Source organism: Thermodesulfobacteriota bacterium (assembly GCA_035559815.1).
Classification (GTDB): Bacteria; Desulfobacterota_D; UBA1144; order Nemesobacterales; family CSP1-2; genus DATMAT01.
Window position 1 is genome coordinate 1 of the sequence record DATMAT010000025.1, and the last position, 19,773, is coordinate 19,773.

The 19,773-nt window shown below is 47.8% G+C and carries 18 protein-coding genes; 11 read left to right on the forward strand and 7 right to left on the reverse strand.

Annotated features, from left to right (window positions below):
* From VNN20_07540 to VNN20_07555, 4 genes are all read left to right on the forward strand, one after another.
* A partial coding sequence (locus VNN20_07540) for a DUF433 domain-containing protein (GenBank protein HWP92033.1) occupies positions 1-324 on the forward strand: 324 nt, incomplete at its 5' end.
* Positions 324-671 (forward strand): DUF5615 family PIN-like protein, encoded by a 348-nt coding sequence (locus VNN20_07545; GenBank protein ID HWP92034.1) that lies wholly within the window; start codon positions 324-326, stop codon positions 669-671. The genes VNN20_07540 and VNN20_07545, both read left to right, overlap by 1 nt.
* 420 nt (positions 672-1,091) lie before the next feature.
* A complete protein-coding gene (locus VNN20_07550) occupies positions 1,092-1,313 on the forward strand; it encodes an AbrB/MazE/SpoVT family DNA-binding domain-containing protein (protein ID HWP92035.1) in 222 nt (73 codons plus the stop codon).
* Entirely contained in the window at positions 1,310-1,771 is a 462-nt protein-coding gene (locus tag VNN20_07555; GenBank protein HWP92036.1) for a PIN domain-containing protein, read from the forward strand. The genes VNN20_07550 and VNN20_07555 overlap by 4 nt, the downstream gene beginning before the upstream one ends.
* A gap of 102 nt (positions 1,772-1,873) precedes the next feature.
* Here VNN20_07555 and VNN20_07560 read toward each other — a convergent pair whose 3' ends face one another.
* Positions 1,874-2,332: a putative toxin-antitoxin system toxin component, PIN family gene (locus VNN20_07560; GenBank protein HWP92037.1), complete on the reverse strand. Its 459-nt coding sequence runs from the start codon at positions 2,330-2,332 to the stop codon at positions 1,874-1,876.
* Positions 2,310-2,672: a ribbon-helix-helix domain-containing protein gene (locus VNN20_07565; protein ID HWP92038.1), complete on the reverse strand. Its 363-nt coding sequence runs from the start codon at positions 2,670-2,672 to the stop codon at positions 2,310-2,312. The genes VNN20_07560 and VNN20_07565 overlap by 23 nt, the downstream gene beginning before the upstream one ends.
* Before the next feature lie 239 nt (positions 2,673-2,911).
* On the opposite strand from VNN20_07565, the gene VNN20_07570 reads away from it, so the two are divergent.
* The 7 genes from VNN20_07570 to VNN20_07600 all read left to right on the forward strand — a co-directional run bounded on the left by VNN20_07570 (position 2,912) and on the right by VNN20_07600 (position 12,159).
* Positions 2,912-3,781 carry an enoyl-CoA hydratase-related protein gene (locus VNN20_07570; GenBank protein ID HWP92039.1) on the forward strand — a complete coding sequence of 290 codons (870 nt, stop codon included), beginning with the start codon at positions 2,912-2,914 and terminating at the stop codon, positions 3,779-3,781.
* A 185-nt stretch (positions 3,782-3,966) separates the two neighbouring features.
* Positions 3,967-6,126 (forward strand): adenylate/guanylate cyclase domain-containing protein, encoded by a 2,160-nt coding sequence (locus VNN20_07575; GenBank protein ID HWP92040.1) that lies wholly within the window; start codon positions 3,967-3,969, stop codon positions 6,124-6,126.
* A gap of 186 nt (positions 6,127-6,312) precedes the next feature.
* Positions 6,313-7,815, forward strand: a complete 1,503-nt coding sequence (locus VNN20_07580) for a tetratricopeptide repeat protein (protein ID HWP92041.1) — start codon at positions 6,313-6,315, stop codon at positions 7,813-7,815.
* A gap of 13 nt (positions 7,816-7,828) precedes the next feature.
* Entirely contained in the window at positions 7,829-8,638 is an 810-nt protein-coding gene (locus VNN20_07585; GenBank protein HWP92042.1) for a FecR domain-containing protein, read from the forward strand.
* A gap of 19 nt (positions 8,639-8,657) precedes the next feature.
* The gene (locus VNN20_07590; GenBank protein ID HWP92043.1) at positions 8,658-9,704 is read left to right on the forward strand and encodes a CARDB domain-containing protein; all 1,047 of its coding nucleotides are present in this window, start codon (positions 8,658-8,660) and stop codon (positions 9,702-9,704) included.
* 250 nt (positions 9,705-9,954) lie between these two features.
* On the forward strand, positions 9,955-11,646 hold the full coding sequence (locus VNN20_07595) for a cation:proton antiporter (GenBank protein HWP92044.1): 1,692 nt from the start codon (positions 9,955-9,957) through the stop codon (positions 11,644-11,646).
* A 285-nt stretch (positions 11,647-11,931) separates the two neighbouring features.
* Entirely contained in the window at positions 11,932-12,159 is a 228-nt protein-coding gene (locus VNN20_07600) for a hypothetical protein (GenBank protein HWP92045.1), read from the forward strand.
* A gap of 123 nt (positions 12,160-12,282) precedes the next feature.
* On the opposite strand, the gene VNN20_07605 is transcribed toward VNN20_07600, so the two are convergent.
* The 5 genes from VNN20_07605 to VNN20_07625 all read right to left on the reverse strand — a co-directional run bounded on the left by VNN20_07605 (position 12,283) and on the right by VNN20_07625 (position 19,597).
* Positions 12,283-13,056: a response regulator gene (locus VNN20_07605; GenBank protein HWP92046.1), complete on the reverse strand. Its 774-nt coding sequence runs from the start codon at positions 13,054-13,056 to the stop codon at positions 12,283-12,285.
* The gene (locus tag VNN20_07610; protein HWP92047.1) at positions 13,053-13,190 is read right to left on the reverse strand and encodes a hypothetical protein; all 138 of its coding nucleotides are present in this window, start codon (positions 13,188-13,190) and stop codon (positions 13,053-13,055) included. Before VNN20_07610 ends, VNN20_07605 begins: the two co-directional genes overlap by 4 nt.
* Positions 13,191-13,250: 60 nt before the next feature.
* Positions 13,251-15,047, reverse strand: coding sequence for an EAL domain-containing protein (locus tag VNN20_07615; protein ID HWP92048.1), 1,797 nt, complete (start codon positions 15,045-15,047; stop codon positions 13,251-13,253).
* A gap of 503 nt (positions 15,048-15,550) precedes the next feature.
* The gene (locus tag VNN20_07620) at positions 15,551-16,204 is read right to left on the reverse strand and encodes a response regulator transcription factor (GenBank protein ID HWP92049.1); all 654 of its coding nucleotides are present in this window, start codon (positions 16,202-16,204) and stop codon (positions 15,551-15,553) included.
* Between the two features lie 24 nt (positions 16,205-16,228).
* Positions 16,229-19,597: a GAF domain-containing protein gene (locus tag VNN20_07625; protein HWP92050.1), complete on the reverse strand. Its 3,369-nt coding sequence runs from the start codon at positions 19,595-19,597 to the stop codon at positions 16,229-16,231.
* Positions 19,598-19,773: the final 176 nt, after the last annotated feature.

Consider the following 19,773-nt stretch of genomic DNA (forward strand, 5'->3'; position numbering starts at 1 on the left):
GAGTTATTAATGTCCGTCGCAGAAACCAGGTACGAACATATTGTAATTGGTGAGGATGGAACACCCATCATCTCCGGAACAACTATGAAAGTGGTCGAACTTGTTGCTGAAAGAATTGCTTACGGCTGGAGTCCGGAGGAATTACACTTTCAGCACCCTTATTTGACTTTAGGGCAAATCTATTCAGCCCTGGCATATTACTGGGACCACTTGGAAGAACTCCACAAAGACCTGGAGCGCCGACTGCAAAACGTGGAGAAGATCAGGCAGGCAAGCGGGCCATCACCTTTAGTTGCCAGGTTAAAATCCAAAGGTTTACTGTAATGGCCATCGCCATTTACATGGACGTCCATATTCCCAGAGCCATTACAGTAGGTTTACGGCTTCGTGGTGTTGATGTTCTTACCGCACAAGAAGATAACTCGGCTAATCTGTCTGACCCAGAGTTGCTGGAGCGTGCTACTGCATCAAAACGAGTCCTATTCACATTCGACGATGACCTTCTGATCGAAGCTAGAAAACGGCAACTAGTAGGTAATCCGTTTACCGGCCTAATCTATGCTCATCCTTCGCGTGTGTCTATCGGAACCTGCATCCGTGATATAGAAATTATCGCTAAGGCAGCGGAGCTTGATGATATAGCCAATCGAGTGGAATTTCTACCTCTTTAACAACGTAGGAACTCAGATTAACAGCGTATGAACCCTGCAGTGGTAATTACTGCTTATCGAACAGGCGTGTATGAAGCTAACTTATGATGCTGAGCAATTGTTTGCCTTCCAGGTGTTGAAATAAGAGGGGAATTTCAGATAGTGTACACACCCCTATATCCCCTCCTTCGACTGAGTTTATCCAGCGTAGTCGAAGGGCTCAGGACAGGTCTCGAGAGGGGACTTGACAATCCTCCCTAAAAACTAAGTCCATCGTAAATGAGAGTCCCCCCCGGGATAACTACTTGTCCTTGTCTTTAGTTATCGAATCAAGTAATTCTCTCTTTGCTGCATTCCCACGAATATTACGATAAGACTGTGGAATCATAGTATTGACCTCTGCTTTACATTTATTTAAAATGTAAAGCAAGGAGAAATGATATGAATGAAGTTAAGCTATCGAGCAAAAATCAGGTAGTGATACCGCGTGAGGCCCGGAATGCTCTGGGAGTCAAGGCGGGCGATAAACTGCTGGTGGTGGTGCGTGGCGATACGCTTATTTTGCTTCGCAAACCCAAGAAATATTCGAGGGCGACCGCCGGAATTGCCAAAGGGCTTTATCCACCCGAGTACCTGGAAAAGGAGAGAGAAGGCTGGAAGTGACCTTAACAAGACTAGAAGGTTTCCTCAAACAGCACAGAAAGATCGGACTTGATACAAGCATCTTTATCTTCCAGGTGGAAGAAAACCCGAAGTACCTTAAGCTTGTTGAGCCGATTTTTCTCTGGATTGAAAGACCCAAGGCTCGTGCTGTGACCTCCACGATCACAATGCTTGAACTTCTCGTCCGGCCCTATCAGCTTTCAGATATCGATCGGGTCAATAAGTTCTATTCTCTGTTATCTACCTACCCACACCTGGATTGGATCGCGCCAACGCTCGAGATCGCCGACCTGGCGGCACGACTTAGGGCGGAATATAATCTGAGAACCCCTGACGCCCTGCAGGCCGCTTCAGCTTTGGCCAGCCAGGCGCCGGGATTTATCTCGAACGATGCCGTATTTCAAAGAGTGACTGAGCTTGAAGTACTCATTCTGGATGATTTGCTACGACTTAAATAGGAGGATATACACACCCCTAAATCCCCTCCTTCGACCCTTCGACTACGCTCAGGGCAGGCAAGGCTCAGGACAGATCTCGAGAGGGGACTTGACAATTCTCGACTACGATGAGGACGGTAACCCCTCAAGCTTAGCAATAAACTCTCTCGGCTTAAGAATCCTAATTCCTTTAAACTCTTTCAAATCCAGAAGATCCAAGTCTCCGGTAACTATAAATTTGGCACTTGAGGCCAAGGCGCCGGCAAGAATGTTGTTGTCAGATGGGTCTCTTTCGCAAACTCCTTCCACTTTTATACTAGTCTCATCGGGGTTGATTATCTCGAGCGCTTCCTCGATAAGCTTCATAGTCTCTTTTTTAGCCCGACTAAACTCTCTTTCACTAAATTCCCTATCCAGAACTTTTCTAAGCTCGTTCATTACAAAGGGAGATGTAAATCCCAAGAATTCTCTATCTCTTGCCCTTTCCAGAATCTCCGAGCAAAGGCCTTCCGTAATAAACGCAGCCATGAGTATGTTAGTATCAATAAAGGCTCTTAATTTATGAGATTCTTCTGAAGACATCCTCTTCGGTAACTATACCTTTCTGCCTGGCGGCAGGAACAAGCTTTTCCCTGACCCTATCGGCCCGCACCCTCCATAGATATTTATGTACAGCTTCGATGACTATCTGATCACCGGGAATCCCGGTTTCCCGAGATAATCTGTCCAGTTGTTCCTTAATACCCGGTGGCAAATCAAGCAGGGTTTTATCCCCGAAATAGTTTTGAATTGCCTGCCTTATGAGATTGCTCTTTTCCACGCCCCTCTCTTTTGCCACCTTCTCCACTTGTTTTAAGAGTTTTTGTTCTACCCTGATCGTTATGAATTTATTCTTACCCTTTGTCCTGGCCTTTGATGCCATAGTTATCCCTCCATGATGTTACACAATTGTAACACATACCATTGCCTGCGTAAACTTCTCGAAGGATCCTAGTCCGGCAAATCAAATTCATGAGGAGGATTTCAAATAGCCTACACACCCCTAAATCCCACATCACCGGGAATTCCCCGCTACTCTAAAAGAATTTTTTATTGACAGTAGCCCTTCTCTAATGCGAAAATGGTAATAGAAATTACAAATTCATAGACAAGGAGGACGATATGGCAAGAGGAAAATCGGCAAGATCAAAAACCAAGAAAAAAGGAGTCGACAGGAAGAATCCCGGCGGAAACAAGAAGAACGGTTCATTCAAGTTCGACTATGTTCTTTATGATAAGAAAGACCGCATAGCCCGCGTCACCATCAACCGTCCGGAGGTGCGAAACGCTCTCGACTCAAAAACAAGGGCGGAGCTGGCCACAGCCATCGAAGACGCATGGATGGACGATGACATAGGAGTGATCGTGCTTACCGGAGCGGGAGACAGGGCATTCTCTGCCGGTGGAGATTTGTCCTGGATAGTCGACCCCAAGAGAAAGGTGGATGCGGAATACATGCTGGTGCACTACCGGCTGGCCACGGCCATGCGCTCCTGCGGAAAACCGATCATAGCCCGGGTAAACGGGTTCTGCATCGGCGGGGGCAACGAGCTTAACATGCTCTGCGACCTGACCATCGCCTCCGAGGATTCCATATTCGGGCAGGCCGGGCCGCTCGTGGGAAGCTGCCCTATATGGTACGGGCTTCAGGGGCTTCAACACTCCGTCGGCGATAAGAAGGCCCGGGAGATCGTCTATCTCTGTAACCGTTACACGGCCAAGGAGGCAGAGCAAATGGGATGGGTGAATAAAGTAGTGCCGAAGGAAAAATTGGACGAGGAAGTCGACGCCTGGTGCAACAGGCTTCTGGAAATGAGTCCCCAGTCCCTACGGATCGCCAAATTGCAGATTAACTTCGTCTCGGACATGGCTTCTCCTCAGATAACTCACGGACTGGAGCTGGCCAGGTTCTTCCTTAAATCCCCGCAGATGATCGAGGGGGCAAGTGCGTTTTTGGAGAAGCGGAAGCCGGATTTTTATAAGTACCTTTAACTTAAACCTGAAAGGCTCTGCAATTCAAATCAGGGAGAATCTTAACCTGATTCATCAAGACTCATTGTCCCATCCTTCCCGGATTATAGGGAGGATGGGATAAAGGGTAATGTTCGAACTGGTGATGCAATCTAAGTATCCCATGTCCCACGGGTTTCGGTAAATTCTTTGCATCAGTATAATTAATGCCTAATACCCGGATGAAAGGCACGAGAAAGGGCACCAGAATTTTCTCATACGTATCACTGGCCATCGGTCTCCTATCCGCTTTAATCGTTATATGCCTTTATATATGGAATGCCGCTTTTCTTAGGGAGATTGACCTTCGATATAGCGACTTGCGTTTTAAGATGCGGGGAACAGTGGAACCCAATCCCCAAGTGGCTATAGTAGCCATAGACGAGAAGAGTATCAATGAGCTAGGAAGATGGCCCTGGTCACGCCACCAGCTGGCCGAACTCTTGAACAGGCTTACGGATTACAGGCCCAGGGTGGTAGCGTTTGACGTATTGTTTTCAGAGCCGGAATCCATGGATGCAGATGCCGCACTCGGTGAAGCCATGGAGAAAAGCGGAAACGTGGTGCTCGGTTATTTCTTTCGGAAGGATGCTACAGAAAAACCCTCTCCCTCATCGCTTAAAGAGCTCGATAACTCCAGCATCAAGCTGACAAAATTTCTGGGCCTGCCTAAAGGAGAGTTTCTAACACAATTTGACTCAGCAGACCTCAATATAAGCGAAATAGGAGCCCATGCTGGAGGATTCGGGTTTTTCAACGCCTTTCCGGATACGGATGGGGTTGTCCGTCGCGCCCAGATGCTCATAGAATACAAAGACAAGATTTATCCTTCTCTCAACCTGGAGGGCATTCGCCGTTACCTTGGACAGGACATACTTCTTCAAGTAGCTTCCTACGGCGTAGAGGAACTCTACGTCGGGCAAGAGCCTATTCCGGTAGACGAAAAAGCACAGTTTCTCATCAACTACTACGGCCCCCATGGCATTTTCCCCATCTATTCGGCTGTAGACGTCATATCCGGCGAAGTCCCGGAGGATGCCTTGAGGGACAAGCTGGTCTTCGTAGGAGCAACCGAGATAGGCATCTCGGACGTGAAACCCACGGCGTTCGACCCGGTGCTTCCGGGCGTGGAAATACATGCTACCGTGGCCGGGAACATACTCGACGGGCGATTCCTCATCAAGAATACCCTTACCAGGGCACTGGACCTGGCTTTAATCCTGATTTTACCGATGGTGCTTATATGGCTCCTTATGCGGGTTCAGAAGACATTCATCGCATTCGTCATTTTTGCGGCCGCGGTGCTCTTTCACACCTTAGTTAATTACCTATTTTTCACTGAGCTCAATTCACTACTCAGCTTTATTTATCCGGGTTTATCGTTAGCCCTTGCCTACGTGCTCTTCGAGGGTTATCGAAACATCGTTGTGGAAAGGAGGAATCGTTACCTGCGTATGGCCTTCAGCACCTATGTTTCTCCAGAGCTTGTAGCCGGTATATTGCAAGACCCGGATAAACTTAAACTGGGCGGTGAAAAGAGAAGTATCACGGTCCTGTTCTCAGATATAAGAAACTTCACCTCTTTTTCGGAAAAGATCCCCCCGGAGACGCTCGTAACCATTCTCAACGAGTATCTGAGCCCCATGACTCAAATTGTCATGAAAGAACGGGGCACACTGGATAAGTACATAGGAGACGCAATAATGGCTATCTTCGGAGCCCCCCTCGACGTCCCGGACCATCCGAAGAGAGCATGCCAGGCCGCTATCTACATGCTCGAAAAACTGGAGAAGCTCAACACCGAATGGAGCAAAAAAGGCTGGCCCCATATATCCATCGGCATAGGAATAAACACCGGCGAGGCCATCGTTGGGAATATGGGTGCAAACGTCCGGTTCGACTACACGGCGATAGGCGACACGGTCAACCTGGCTTCACGACTGGAGGGTCTCAACAAAATTTATGGCACCGAGATAATCCTAACCAAATCAACCTTGGATAACATTGAATCCCCCGAACTAGCCTTCTTGGTGAGGGAACTCGACCTGGTACAGGTGAAGGGGAAAGAAAAACCTATCCCCATATTTCAACTCATTGACTTCTATCCCGGGAACCTCAAGCAGAGAACACTGGTTAAATTCTTCTCCGAGGCCCTTTCTCTCTTCAGAGAGAGGAGCTTCCACAAGGCCCGGGACAGGTTTGCCGATATTCTGGGAACGTTTCCGGATGACGTACCTTCAAGTGTTTATTTCGAGCGCTGTTCTCAGTACATTACACATCCGCCGCCGGCTGAATGGGAAGGTATATATATCGCCAAGGAAAAGTAATAGCCATCCAATACGAGCCCTTGAGCGAATGAACTAAATACCGGGGAAGGGCGTTAACCCTAGCGAGAAATCCACTTGACAACCAATGGTGAAGCTTGTAGAGTCAGTCTAAGTTCTGGGAGCGTACTTGTCGGCCCGAATAGGTGTTCAATTCCGGCTGAACTTAGAGGAGGATAGAGAGGAGGGTTGAGCTACAGAAGGCTGCTTATAACCTGCTTCCTACTAGTTTATTTTACCCACCCCGTATCGGCTGATTTCGAGCTTAAACTCAACCAGGGCGTTGCCGCTTACCTTAAAAAGGACTACCAGGCAGCGGTAAATTTTTTAAAACTGGCCCTGGAAGAAAACCCGGACAGCGCTACGGCTAATCACATACTGGGCCTTTCCCTGTCAAGACTAGAAAAATATGATGAAGCTATTACCTATCTGGAAAAAACAAAAGAGCTCGACCCCAACATTAGAGGTATATACTTGGACCTGGGAACCGCCTACCTGAAGGGTGATGACCTTAAGATGGCCGAGAGTGAATTTAAAGAGGCGGTGCGCCAGGAGCCGGAAAACGGTCTTGCCTATTACAACCTGGGCTACACCCAGTTCCAACTCGGAAATTTCGAAGAGGCCATTACCGCCCTGGATAAAGCGGCTAATCTTGACCCGGAGCTGGCTACTCAGGCCCGTTTCTACGCCGGACTAAGCCGCTATAAGCTTACCGATTACCAAGCCTCTATAAGCGATTTTCAGTCTGCGCGCGAGCTAGGGTTGGGAACGGATTTTGCGATTGCCTCCGAGGAGTACCTGGACTTAATATCCAGACTCAACAAAAAATACTATGGAACGGTTAGCTCGGGTGTTCAGTACGATACAAACGTAGTCCTCGACCCGGACGGCGTCGAGATTATAAGCGACCAGAGCGCAGCGCGGGCAATCTTCTACTTGAACCTGGGATATAAGCCCTATCTTAAACCGGATGCGGTTATAGGCGGGGACTACACCGGCTATTTTTCTTTCAATCATGACTTGGAAGACTTCAACGTTCAAAGTCATCTTTTCAGAATTTATGGAGAAAAAACGGTCTCCGTGCGTAAAAGGCCCACTGCCTTTTACCTGGAATACTTTTATAACATCATCTTCGTGGGCGGCTCTCCGGCCGATAACCTCTTCTCTCAGAGCAACTCGGTAAGGCCGAAAGTGACCGTGCAATGGTCAAGCCTCACCCAGACCGAGCTTTCTTATCAGTTCAGGTATGACAACTTCGATAATTTCCCGGAGAGAGACGCCGCAAATAACAATTTGACCCTGGCTCAGCTATTTCGGCTCTGCGATGGGAAGTTATTCTTGAGGCCGGGAATTAACGTCGCCATAAATAGCGCAAAGGACATTACCGGCAGGCGCAACTTTGATTATTTCTCGCCGGAAGTCTTTTTAGAAACCGTTTCATTCCTTCCCCATGGGATTACGGTTTTAACCAACACTTATTATTTTAATGCAGACTACTACAACGACCCTTTCGACAGAGTGGACAATCAGATCGGGGTGAGGGCCGTGGTTTCAAAGAAGCTGTATAAGGTATTATCATTAGACCTGAGCTATCAGTACATCAAAAATTTCTCCAGCAGCGATTTTCCCGGGCCGGAGCCGTTTAAGTATTCAACCAACATATTCTCGGCCGTACTGAGCGCCAGATTTTAGGAGCGTAACAAACATGCGGGATGGACTCTCGAAATTCTGGATTGCTTCGCTGACCATATTCGTGTTAGGCCTTGCCGCCGCTCATACCCATGCCCAGGAGCCCGAGCCAATAGGTATCGTCACCGCAGCCAGGGGACAGGTTACCGTGGTAGGAGAAGATGGTGTGAGCGAGGCGGTTGAGGAAGGGGCCAGGGTCTATCTTGGGGACAGGTTTGAGACAGGAGAGGACTCCGGGGTAAAAATCCTGTTTAATGACGATACGCTTATATCGTTGGGGGCAAATACCACTTATGAAATAAACGAATTCGTCTATACTCCCAATACCAGGAGGTCCTTATCGAACATACTCCGGGGAAAACTGAAAGGCATAATCCAAACCTTTGAAGGCGAGGAATCTAACGTCGAATTCGCCACCCCTAAAGGGGTCATCGGGATAAAGGGAACCATAGTCTACATAGACGCAGATAGGGGCATATTCTTCGTCCTCGAGGGCAAGGGTAGGGTAAGAGGGGTTACAGAGGAGGTAGAACTGCTATCCGGAGAATTTACGATCATCGGACCGGATGGGAATCCGTCTCTTCCTAAGCCCATAACGCCGGAGCTAAGGAAAGAATTGGAAGAAGTGACCCTGGTCCTAGAAGAGGCACCACCCAGGGATTCATTATACAAAGAAGATTACCCGGGGAAAGAACCCCCTCCGGCAGTTCCGCCTGAGGGTATGGTGACGACTATTGGCGATGTGCCCACAGGCCAGCCGGTCGACCTGCTCCCTGGGGTTAATCCTGATGACGAAGCGCCGGTGGACGTTATCATAAACCCGTAGTGATGCTTGGAGATAAGGAATGAGGAAAGACCGCTTGAGACTTCATCTGTTATTATTGTTTCTGGTTACTGCTATTTCCTGCGGAGGTGGCAGCAGCGGAGGAGGAACTGGTCAAGCCTCGGTCAGGATCGTTATTCAATTCCCGGAAGTAGAATCGAGCGAGGTGGTATACAAGCAGGTCTCTACCAGGCAGGGTGTCGAGGACATCCGCATAATAACCATTACTATAGAGGATGGATTCCCTACGATAGAGAGAACCTTTGATGTCACCGACCTTCCCTTAGAGGAGAGGATTTTCGTCCCGGTGGGAAGTGACAGAATAGTCACGGTTAGAGCGAGAGATATAAATGGGCTCCTGATAGCCATAGGAAGCACAACCATAGACGTCTTCCCCGGAGCAAGCAACACCGCCACTATACAGCTTGAACTGGTAGGAGAGGTCTGCGACGACGGTATAGATAATAACGAAGACGGGAATGCGGACTGTGCTGACCCAGATTGCGATGGAGAAAGGTGCGACCCGGAGGATGATTCCTTTGTGTGTGAAAACGGGGAGTGTGTGATACCGACACCGTCACCCACCCCCACTCCTCCGCCCAGTGAGTCCTTGTGCTTCGACAATATTGACAACGATGAGGATGAGTTGGTGGATTGTGCCGACCCTGACTGCGATGGAAGGATCTGCCGGGTCGGGGGCGTTTCCGGAGTATGTGATAATGGAGCGTGCAGGATCATTGATTTAGTCCCTTCGATCGACGACCTGTGCGGGGTTGATTTTACAGTTACCAATCAAGGTAATACTACCGCCCCGGCCTCGGTTACACAGGTTGTATTCTTCACCGAGGATGACAGCGGAAACCCTGGCACCGCTACAGCCAATATAGCCACACCTTCTTTATCCCCGGGCCAATCGGTCAACCTTAACGCCGATATTGGGACCACTGTTCCCTCCGGCTCTTTCTGCTTCATTCCGAATTGCGTCTACACAATCGGAGTTGACGCAAACAATCAGATACCGGAATCCGATGAAGGAAACAACACTATAATCGGCCTCTGCCCCGGATGACGAGGCTAGGAAAAACAGTCGCTTAAATGCATAGCTACTTCTTCTTGAACTCGAGAATTCCCTGCGGCTTGCCACAGTTTACCTTATCCATCCTCCCCCCTGAGGAGGGATTAAGGTGGAGGTTCACCCTCCCCTTCATCCCCTCCCATCAAGGGAGGGGAAATGTTGGGATACGCTGCGGATTGCAGGGTGGTTCATTAGAGACAAATAAGCTGTATCCTATTAGTCCTCCTAGCTAGAATAAGTAAACATGGAATCCAGCCTCTTAGTCGATATCGGCCTATCCGTAATCACCGCCACGCTATTTGCGTACATAGTAAAGATTCTCAAGCAGCCGCTCATACTGGGCTACATTGCCGCCGGTATACTTATTGGCCCCGTAGGGCTGGGGTTGATAAAGGACCAGCACTCCATAGAAGTCCTTTCTGAACTCGGCCTTGCCTTCCTGATGTTCATAATCGGGCTGGAAATCGACTTAAAAAAGCTGATAAAAGCCGGAAAGGTGGTGATTATAGCCGGGCTGGTTAAGGTGGTATTATGCGGGCTCCTGGGGTTCGTCGTGGCCACTTGGCTAGGTTATACCGGCCTGACGGCGGCCTACGTTGCCGTTATCTTTTGTTTCAGCAGTACACTGGTCACGGTCAAATTACTATCGGATAAAAGCGAACTGGATACGATCGCCGGGAGAATCACCTTAGGCATTCTTCTCCTAGAAGACGTGATAAGCATATTTGTCCTGGGACTGCAATCCAATATCACCAACCCCTCCATCCTGCCCATATCCTTCTCCCTGGCCAAAGGCGCGGCGTTGGTGCTGGTTTCAATGCTCGCCACCAGGTATCTTCTTCCATCCCTCTTTAGGTTCGTGGCAAAGTTGCCCGAAGTACTCCTCCTCTCCACGATCTCCTGGTGTTTTTTGGTATCCTGGCTGGCCATGAAAGCCGGGTTTTCCATAGCCATGGGGGCATTGATAGCCGGGGTGAGCATATCCAATTTCCCTTATAACCTGGATGTATTGGCCAAGATAAGGGCACTCCGGGATTTTTTCGTAACCCTCTTTTTTGTCTCCCTGGGTATGCAGGTGGTCATAAGCTCTTCTTCGATAATTACCTCGGCCCTGGTGATATCCTTCTTTGTCATACTGAGCAGTTTCTTCACAATTATCCCCACGCTGAGGCTCCTCCAGTACGGCTATAGGTTTGGAATCCTATCGGCTATATCGTTAGCCCAGATCAGTGAGTTTGCCCTGGTAATCGTCGCTCTCGGCTATAAACTCGGGCACATATCCCAGGATATCGTATCGCTCACGGCAATAGTGCTTATAATTACCGCGACCATATCCACCTACATGACCCTGAATAACCATTCTATATGCGGATTTCTTCTCGAACTCCTCAAGAGAATGGGAATAAGGGAAAGCGCATCAACAGAAACACCCGGCGCCGACCATAAGGGGAGAAGCCTCGTCCTCCTAGGGTGCCACCGGGTCGGAAGTTCCCTGGTGGAATCCTTGAAGAAGAGATACGACGACCTTCTGGTAGTGGATTTCAGCCCGGAGGTGGAAGCTAATCTCAAAGCTCAGAATATACCCTTTGTCTATGCCGATATAAGCCATATGGACACGCTTGAGGAAATAAACATCCGTGAGGCAAAGGTGGTAGTTTCTTCCATCTCCGACGATTTTCTGAGAGGAACCAGCAATATCCGGCTTCTTCGGCATATAAAGAGCTTGAACCCCGAGGCCAGGGTGATTGTCACTGCGGAAACGATCAAAAACGCTATCGAGATGTATAAGGAAGGGGCGGATTATGTACTAATCCCCAGGATATTATCGGCGAACTACCTCACCGAGATCATAGACATAGCCATTAGCGGAAGAATGGACGAGCTCAAAAAACGCGAGCTCGAGGAATTAGAAAATAGAAGAGAGGTTCTTGATTGAAGCACAGTTTTGAGGATGCACCGGGCTTGTAAGACCGACCGGCTCGAGCAAACCCGACCTTACAATTTTTTGCCGTTAATTTCCCAACCCGGTCAGACGGCCTGTAATTAAAACCCTGTCATTGAATGGTTTTTGAATTGATAATAGTAGGTTAAGTAGGTACAGGTATTATGGCACGCACGTTGCAATAAGAACATTAATGTGTATCCGACGAGATTGATATAAAACAGAAATCGGTAACCGAATAACAAATCAATCTACAGGTCAATAACTTACGGAGGGAAAATGAAGAATTTTGAATTTGTGGCCCTGAACTCGTCCGGGAGAAAGGAAATAGGCGTGGTAAGGGCTTGGAGATTGGCAGAGGCAAAAAGAAAGGTACAACAGAAGGGGTTTTACCTAGTTTCCATCAAAATAGAAGACGGATCGGCTCCTGGAATAGAGAAAAATCTTTCCTTCTTCCAGGAACTAAAAAATATTTTGTTTCCGAAGGTTAGAATAAACCGTATTTAAAAGATAAGGCTGTGTGCTTCTGTTTAGGCCATTACACTGTTTGCTTTAGCAAAATCCAGATCCAAAAACCCAAGACATTTTTGAGGTTAATCTCCGAACTGCCCGGTTTGATTTTTTTCGGCGCTACGCTTTTTTAGCTTCCCTGAGCACCTCATGCAAAACCTTGAGAAGCGCTTTTGCTGTGAAAGGCTTCCATAAATAAACCTGGGCATCGGAGTTTCCAGCCCAGCTATACTTATCCTTCTCGTCAAATCCGCTGGCAGAGACGATTTTAACTGCCGGGTTGATTTTTCTAAGTTTACCGATGGTTTCCGCCCCGTCCATAACCGGCATCATATTATCCACAATCACCGCCCTTACCTCCTCCTTATACCTATTGAAAATGGCCAGAGCCTCCCGGCCGTCCCTTGCCGTGACCGCGCTATAATTGTATCTCTCCAGCGTCATGTTGGTAATCTCGCAAATCGAGGCTTCATCGTCGACAACCAATATCAGTTCTCCATTTCCAGAAGGGGCTTGTATATTGTCTTCATCCGCTTTTGATGATTCATTCGATCTACTAGCCGGCAAGTAGACCATAAACTTCGTTCCCTTCCCCACCTCGCTATAGACTTTTATAAAACCGCCATGACCCTTGATGATTCCAAAAACTATGGCCAGCCCCAACCCGGTACCCTTGCCGTATTCCTTTGTGATGAAAAATGGCTCGAATATCCTGCCAACATTGTCCGGGGGGATTCCGATTCCGGTATTGGAAAAACCGACTACGACATAAGGACCTACCCCAGCACCGGCGGTCATACGCGCGTAATTTTCATCGATAAAGATATTCTCGATAAAAATACTTAATTTGCCCCCATCGGGCATGGCATCGCGGGCATTAACACACAGGTTCATGAAAACTTGATGAAGCTGAGTTGGGTCGCGTCCCGAGCCTTGTCCAGTAGCTCAGCCTGTTCTCGTATTCTTTGCTCCACCGGGAACTCGCTACCATCCATTCGGAGACCATAAAGGCCTTTGCCGTTACTCATCGCTTCCTCGGCAAGAAATGATTACCACCATCCAAACAATCGTCTTCTTCTAGCCCTTATCTACCAGCTAGGCTGTGCGGCGATTAACGCCCTGGTACTCTCACAGTCCATAGGTTTTGAAAAATAATAGCCCTGTCCGTGTGTACATTTCATCAGTCTAAGTTTTGTTAGTTGATTGGCGGTCTCTATGCCCTCTGCCGTAACATCCATACCCAAACCATGTGCCAGCATTATGATCGCCCGGACAATATTCCAATCTTTTTCATCGCCGTTTATCCCTTTGATGAAAGAACGGTCTATCTTTAATGTGTCCACCGGCAGATTGTTGAATGAGCCAAAGGATGAATATCCGGTTCCAAAGTCATCCAGGCTTAACCGAACCCCCAATGCCCTCAATTGCCGTAAGATACCGGTCACACAATGAGCATTCTTCGTAATTGCATCCTCTATGATCTCCAGTCTCAGTTTGGAAGGGTCCAGGTCGGTATCTTTAAGGACCTGCTCGACCTGGTCTACGAGATTAGACTGGGTACACTGCTTACCGGATAGGTTAACATTCATGGAGAAAGGGGTTTTTCTATAAAATTCATCCTGCCACACACGAGCCTGTCGGCACGCCTCTCTCAGCACCCAGTCTCCTATCGGAATAATTAATCTAGTTACTTCCGCACCCGGAATAAACTCCGCTGGTAATAACAGTCCGCGCTTCGGGTGTCGCCAGCGAAGAAGAGCCTCGATCCCGGTTATTTTACCGTTGTCTAACGACACGACCGGCTGGTAATGAAGCTCAAACTCCTGACGCTCGATTGCCTGGTGAAGGTCAACCTCCAGCTCCAGAAGCTTTGCTGCCATGTCCCTCATGCTATGGTCAAAAACCTCGTATCGCCCTCCCCCAAGCGACTTGGCCCGAAGCATAGCCAGGTCAGCATCATGCAGGATGTCTTCTGTACGCTCGTAGCCCGCCGAGCTAAGGACTACTCCAATACTGGCACTGGTGAATACCCGGTGACCGTTGAGATTAAAGGGCAAGTTGACTTCCCTGCTTATACGGTTAGCCACCCGTATGGCATCGCTAATGTCCTTGATGTCATCGAGTATAATAGTAAACTCATCGCCACCCAGGCGGCCCACGGTATCGTTAGAACGCAGGCACCCTTCCAACCTTTGCGCAACCGCTCTAAGCAATAGATCCCCAATCCTGTGCCCTAGAGAATCGTTGATTTTCTTGAAACGGTCCAGGTCCAGGAATAAAACGGCAAACAAGTAGTCTTTTCGCCTCATGCCGTGTCTGATTAACTGATTCAACCGATCTAAGAATAAGTTTCTATTCGGTACACCGGTTAAGGCATCGTGGAAGGCATTATAAATCAATTGCTCTTCCAATTTTTTGCGCATGCCCCTTTCCTCCACTTCCTTCAATGCCCCATGTATGGAAGGCACTAACCGGGAGAGGCGATCTTTAAGGACATAATCAGTCGCACCGCTTTTTAGGGTTTCAATCGCCGTTTCTTCCCCTAGCGAACCGGTGACAAATATGAATGGCACTTCGGGGCATTTTTCCTTGGCTATAGCCAATGCAGACATGCCGTCAAACGATGGAAGCGTATAGTCCGAGAGAATAAGGTCGGGTGCAAATTCCTTGAGTTCTTTGAGATAGGTTTCTTCAGTGTCCGCCTGTCTTAATAAAAACTGTGTGCTTGCCTTACTGAGCTCGTGTCTAATCAAATCTGCGTCGGCAGGATTATCCTCCAATAACAAGATGCGAAGTTCCCTAATCACGAAATGCCCTTTCCCGTTTACAATCTGGTGTTGGACACCGGACTGCGCGTCGCAAGGTATAAGTACCAGTGCAAGCACTCTCGAGCTAGAACGTCCCTATTCTATAACACCGCATCTCTTAATAAAATCAGGAAAAACCTTAGTTTGATTGGGGAAAAACCCTAATTGAAATAGCTAGCTAGAATTAAGGGGGAATTGATCAACTCGTAGTGTCCGCCGTTTTTAAACCTGTCCAAAATAAGAGATTTATTGTCAGAGCCGACCCGATGGTAAACTAAGGACTTCAATTATGGAAAAGAAACAACCCCTCTTTAAATCCACCCTTACTAAGGGCGGAAACACAGGGTGGAATGGCTATTTACATGAATAGAGTTAGGATAGCGCTTGGATAGCAAACATAGACGACGGGAAACTGATTTTAAAAAGACGTTTTTATCTATCTAAAGACCTTATCTTACGAAAGTGAATCGTTGGTTTCTAATTATCTTGGACAGCAATAGGTCGTTTTCTGGGGCAGATGCCCACAGCGATTTTAGTATGATTGTTCTCATTGTTACCCTTAATCATTGGGAATTCGGGAATTACTCCGGCTTTATTATCCCCATGCGGATGGCATAGCGCACCAAGCCGGCAATATCATGAATATCCAGTCGCTCCATCATCTTGGTGCGGTGGGTGTCCACGGTTTTGACGCTCAAGTTAAGCATACGGGCAATCTTTTTGGTCGAGCAGCCCTCGGCAATCAACTGTAGAATTTCGCGCTGCCGCGGCGTTAATAAATTTAAGGAAGTGCCTCCGGCTTCGGCTCGCTGTAAGTAATCGGCCACGATATGCTTGGACACACCCGGGCTTAGATAGGTCTGACCACCGGCAACCGCCCTGATAGCGATTTCAAGCTCGGCCTGGTCCGCGCCCTTCACTAGATAGCCGGATGCCCCGCTTCGTAATGCTTGAAGCACGTACTCTTCATTTAAATGCATAGACAAGATTATAACACCCACTTCCGGGAACTCCTTTGTTGCGCGTGCGGTCACCTCCAAGCCGTTCAAACCAGGCATAGAAATATCGATTAAAGCTATGTCCGGCCGATAAGCTTCGATGAAACTTAGAGCATTGCGGCCATCACCCACTTCCCCTATAACCTCCATACCGTCTATATTCTGTATTAACGACCGAATCCCGGCCCGCACGAGGTTATGGTCATCCGCGAGTAAAATTCGAATCGGCTTGGTCATAAGATTCTCTTTGCTATAGCTGTTTTAAGATTCAAAGCTTAGTGGAAAGTAAGCTCTAATCATGGTTCCCTTATTTGGCTTTGTCTTGATCTCAATCCTACCGCCGACAAGCTGGACACGCTCTTGCATACTGAGCAGGCCGAAACTCAAGCCGCGAGCCATCCTTTCCTGCACCGCATCCAGGTCAAACCCTATTCCGTCGTCGCGAATCACCAGTTCGAGCATGCTATCATGCTGCCTTAGCTCTACCGATACCCTCTTTGCATTTGCGTGGCGTAAAACATTAGTCAACGCCTCCTGCGCGGTGCGAAAGCAAACAGTCTCAAGATTCGGCTCAAAACGCATGTTTTCCGGGCTGGCGTTAAATTCCCCCACAAACCCTCCCAACTGCGCCTGCTGATTTATATACCACCGCAAGGTAGCGACCAGCCCCAGGTCATCCAGCATCGAGGGCCTTAAATTCAGCGACAAATCCCGAACCTGTCTTAAAGCCTTATCAACCACCGACATGCTCTCCTTCAGGTGGGTTATGTAGGAATCATTCTCCCCGAGACCTCGCAAAGCCTGCAAGTGAATCTTCACCACCGTCAGCACCTGGCCTATTTCGTCGTGCAATTCTTTAGCTAGAAAACGGCGTTCGATCTCCTGTACACTCATCAAGCGATGGGACAGACTCTGCAGTTGCCGGGCATAATTATTCAGTCTCTCCTCCGCATTCTTTCTTTCGGTAATATCGATACATGAACCCATAAATCCAACAAACCTGCCGTCTGGAAGAAACCGGGGCACACCCTTATCTAAGACCCACCGGTATTCCCCATCAAACCGCTTCAAACGGTATTCCATCTCAAATTCCTGACGGGCGTTAAAAGCAGCAAAATAGGTGTCTAAACACCGTTCTTGGTCATCGGGGTGCAAATTCTCAGCCCAACTACTGCCCAGTTCCTGCTCCAAAGTCCTTCCGGTAAACTCCAGCCAGCCCTTGTTGACGTAACTCCAGAGCTTATCGACCCCCGACATCCATATCATAACTGGAGCTGCATCGGCCATGCTTCTGAATCTTTTCTCGCTTTCCCTGAGCGCCTCTGCCTTCTGAGCATTATTGATCGCTATCTCTATTTGTTGCGCTATGATTTCGAGCAACTTTAGCTCTTCCTTTCGAAATGCATTCTTCTTCAGGGAATTAATATTTATAACCCCTACCGTCTCGTCCTGGAACCTAATGGGCATGGCCGCATAACTTTTTGTTCCGAGGTCCCTTCCTGCTTGACCGATAATCGTATCTTGGTCTGTATCTGCACAATATATTGGCTTGCCTTCTATTATCGTTTTCCATGTAAAGCCTTTCGGATAAGGTATTCTTCTTAAACGTTCGACAAACCAGCCGGGGTAACCCCGGTAAGCTCTCATGACAGCTTCCTCTTCCTCTACCAAGTAGATACCGACATTGTCTATTCCCTCTATTTCTTCACTCATAGCCTCGACGGCATTTTCCAGGACGTCTTGTAAGTCGATGGATTGATGCACTGCCCGGGTCACACTGCCGACTACAGGCTCATAACGATTCTTTCTGGATAATTCCCGGTATTGCTCCGTCTTTGCTATGGCTATAGCGATCTGGTTACCAACGGCGGAAAGTAAACCTATCTCCTTTTCATTAAATTTATGCTCCTTATACGCAGCAAACCAAATAACCCCTATGACTTTTTCTTTGAGAAATATAGGTATGCCCAAGCTGCCACGGAGTCCCAGGTCTCTACCGGCCGGCCCGGTATCCGGGTCCTTTTGGGCATCCTCGATATTAATTACCCTGCCGGCATTAATAGCCTTCCAGGTTAATCCTTTAGGATAGGGAATTCTTCCCGCTCTTCTTATATAATCCTCGGGAAGATTTACATGAGCTTGAAGCACTGCTTCATCTTTTTCTTCGTCTATCACATAAACCATCACCGCGTCCACATTTTCTAGCTCGAGGATTTTATTCAAGGCAACCCGGTAAATCTGCTGAAGGTCAAATGACTGGTTTATGGCTTGAGTAATGGCGTTTACTACTTCCAAGTCCTTGTTTCTTTCATTTAACCTTTCATTCAAGGCTTTCAGTTCCTTGGCCTGCTTCGCACGGGTCAAAGCCACTCCGATTTGCTTTGTCACAGCCTCCATTAACTTTATGTCTTCTTCATCGAAGGCATGTTTTTGCAGAGAATTTATATTCACACAACCGATAGTTTTATCCCCAAAAAAGATAGGCGTGGATAAATAGCTTTTCGTGCCAACCTGTTTGCCTGCCGGTCCGATGATTGTGTCCCGTTCTACGTCGCCGCAATAAAGAGCCTTTCCTTCTAATATCGCCTTCCAGGTATAGCCCTTAGGATAGGGGATTCTCCCCGTCTGTTCTACAAACCAATCTGGAAAACCTCTATGGGCCTTCAAAACCGCCGTCGGTGGACCTTGAGCCGAGGTCACCAGGTTTAACCGGGGGAAGGAAGTTGAATCCCACCACTCTCCTTCGACCAGATAAATACCGATATGGCTGGCCTGTCTTATGTTCTTGATCATGGACTCTACGGCGTTTTCCAGAACCTCTTGAAGATTAATGGATTTATGTACAGCCTGGGTTACGTGGCTCATTATCGACTCGTAACGGTTCCTCTTGGAAATATAGTCCAGGCTTTTTTTTAATTCTTCTTCAACTTTGACCCGGTTTGAGATTTCTACACGTAAAGCCTCGTTGGTTTTTAGAAGCTGGCTCGTTCGTTCTTTAACCCTTATCTCTAGCTCATCCAAGGCTTTATCGAGCTTTTCCTTGGACTGCCTTTGTTCGGTAATATCGAGTATTGCAATTCTAAAATGAACGAAATTCCCCTCAGAATTAAATACGGCCACGCTGTCTAACCTGGAATAAAAAGTGGCTCCGTCATTACGGAGCATCTGCAATTCACAAGACTCTCGAGTATTTGTCTTGAGGAGCCTTTTTCGATAACTGTAAAAAACGTCGTGATTTTTATGGGCAATATATCGAGTAAACCGCTTCCCTATCAAAAATTGTTTCTCGGCTCTAAGCAACTCCGCACCGGCTAGATTGACATCTAAAATAATTGTCCTCGCATTCAAGGTAAAATATCCGACCGGGGCAAAATTGTATAAGTCAAGGTACTTGTTGCAGGATTCCTCAAGCTCCAGTTGTATTCTGCGAAGCTCTTCGTTTTGTATCTCCAGCTCAGCTTGATACACCCTCAGTTCATGGATTAAGCTGGAGAGGTCGGCCTTAGAAAAATCATCTACCTTTGCTGGCTCATAGTCTAATAATCTCGGGGCGCGTCTGCGCAAGACTTCACCAGCCTCACTCTGCAGGAGACCCTTTTTCCCCTGGGATCGTTTGTATTTCTTCTCCATGTTTACTCTTTTAAACTATATTATATCGCCAACTTCATCGTCAACTATGGGCACACATCCTTTGACTGTGAGATTGAGTCCAAAAAAACTCTTTAATTTAACCGTAATTTAACCGTCCATCACAGTACCAGTATAAGACCCTAATTTTCAGAGATGATTCATTTGTGAAGCTTTTC

Coding starts and splice junctions, on each gene's coding strand:
- VNN20_07570 (HWP92039.1), top strand. CDS start 2,912: ATGGCAAGAGGAAAATCGGCAAGATCAAAAACCAAGAAAAAAGGAGTC.
- VNN20_07560 (HWP92037.1), bottom strand. CDS start 2,332: ATGTCTTCAGAAGAATCTCATAAATTAAGAGCCTTTATTGATACTAAC.
- VNN20_07610 (HWP92047.1), bottom strand. CDS start 13,190: ATGAGTAACGGCAAAGGCCTTTATGGTCTCCGAATGGATGGTAGCGAG.
- VNN20_07590 (HWP92043.1), top strand. CDS start 8,658: ATGAGGAAAGACCGCTTGAGACTTCATCTGTTATTATTGTTTCTGGTT.
- VNN20_07595 (HWP92044.1), top strand. CDS start 9,955: ATGGAATCCAGCCTCTTAGTCGATATCGGCCTATCCGTAATCACCGCC.
- VNN20_07620 (HWP92049.1), bottom strand. CDS start 16,204: ATGACCAAGCCGATTCGAATTTTACTCGCGGATGACCATAACCTCGTG.
- VNN20_07600 (HWP92045.1), top strand. CDS start 11,932: ATGAAGAATTTTGAATTTGTGGCCCTGAACTCGTCCGGGAGAAAGGAA.
- VNN20_07565 (HWP92038.1), bottom strand. CDS start 2,672: ATGGCATCAAAGGCCAGGACAAAGGGTAAGAATAAATTCATAACGATC.
- VNN20_07585 (HWP92042.1), top strand. CDS start 7,829: ATGCGGGATGGACTCTCGAAATTCTGGATTGCTTCGCTGACCATATTC.
- VNN20_07575 (HWP92040.1), top strand. CDS start 3,967: ATGCCTAATACCCGGATGAAAGGCACGAGAAAGGGCACCAGAATTTTC.
- VNN20_07550 (HWP92035.1), top strand. CDS start 1,092: ATGAATGAAGTTAAGCTATCGAGCAAAAATCAGGTAGTGATACCGCGT.
- VNN20_07605 (HWP92046.1), bottom strand. CDS start 13,056: ATGAACCTGTGTGTTAATGCCCGCGATGCCATGCCCGATGGGGGCAAA.
- VNN20_07625 (HWP92050.1), bottom strand. CDS start 19,597: ATGGAGAAGAAATACAAACGATCCCAGGGGAAAAAGGGTCTCCTGCAG.
- VNN20_07545 (HWP92034.1), top strand. CDS start 324: ATGGCCATCGCCATTTACATGGACGTCCATATTCCCAGAGCCATTACA.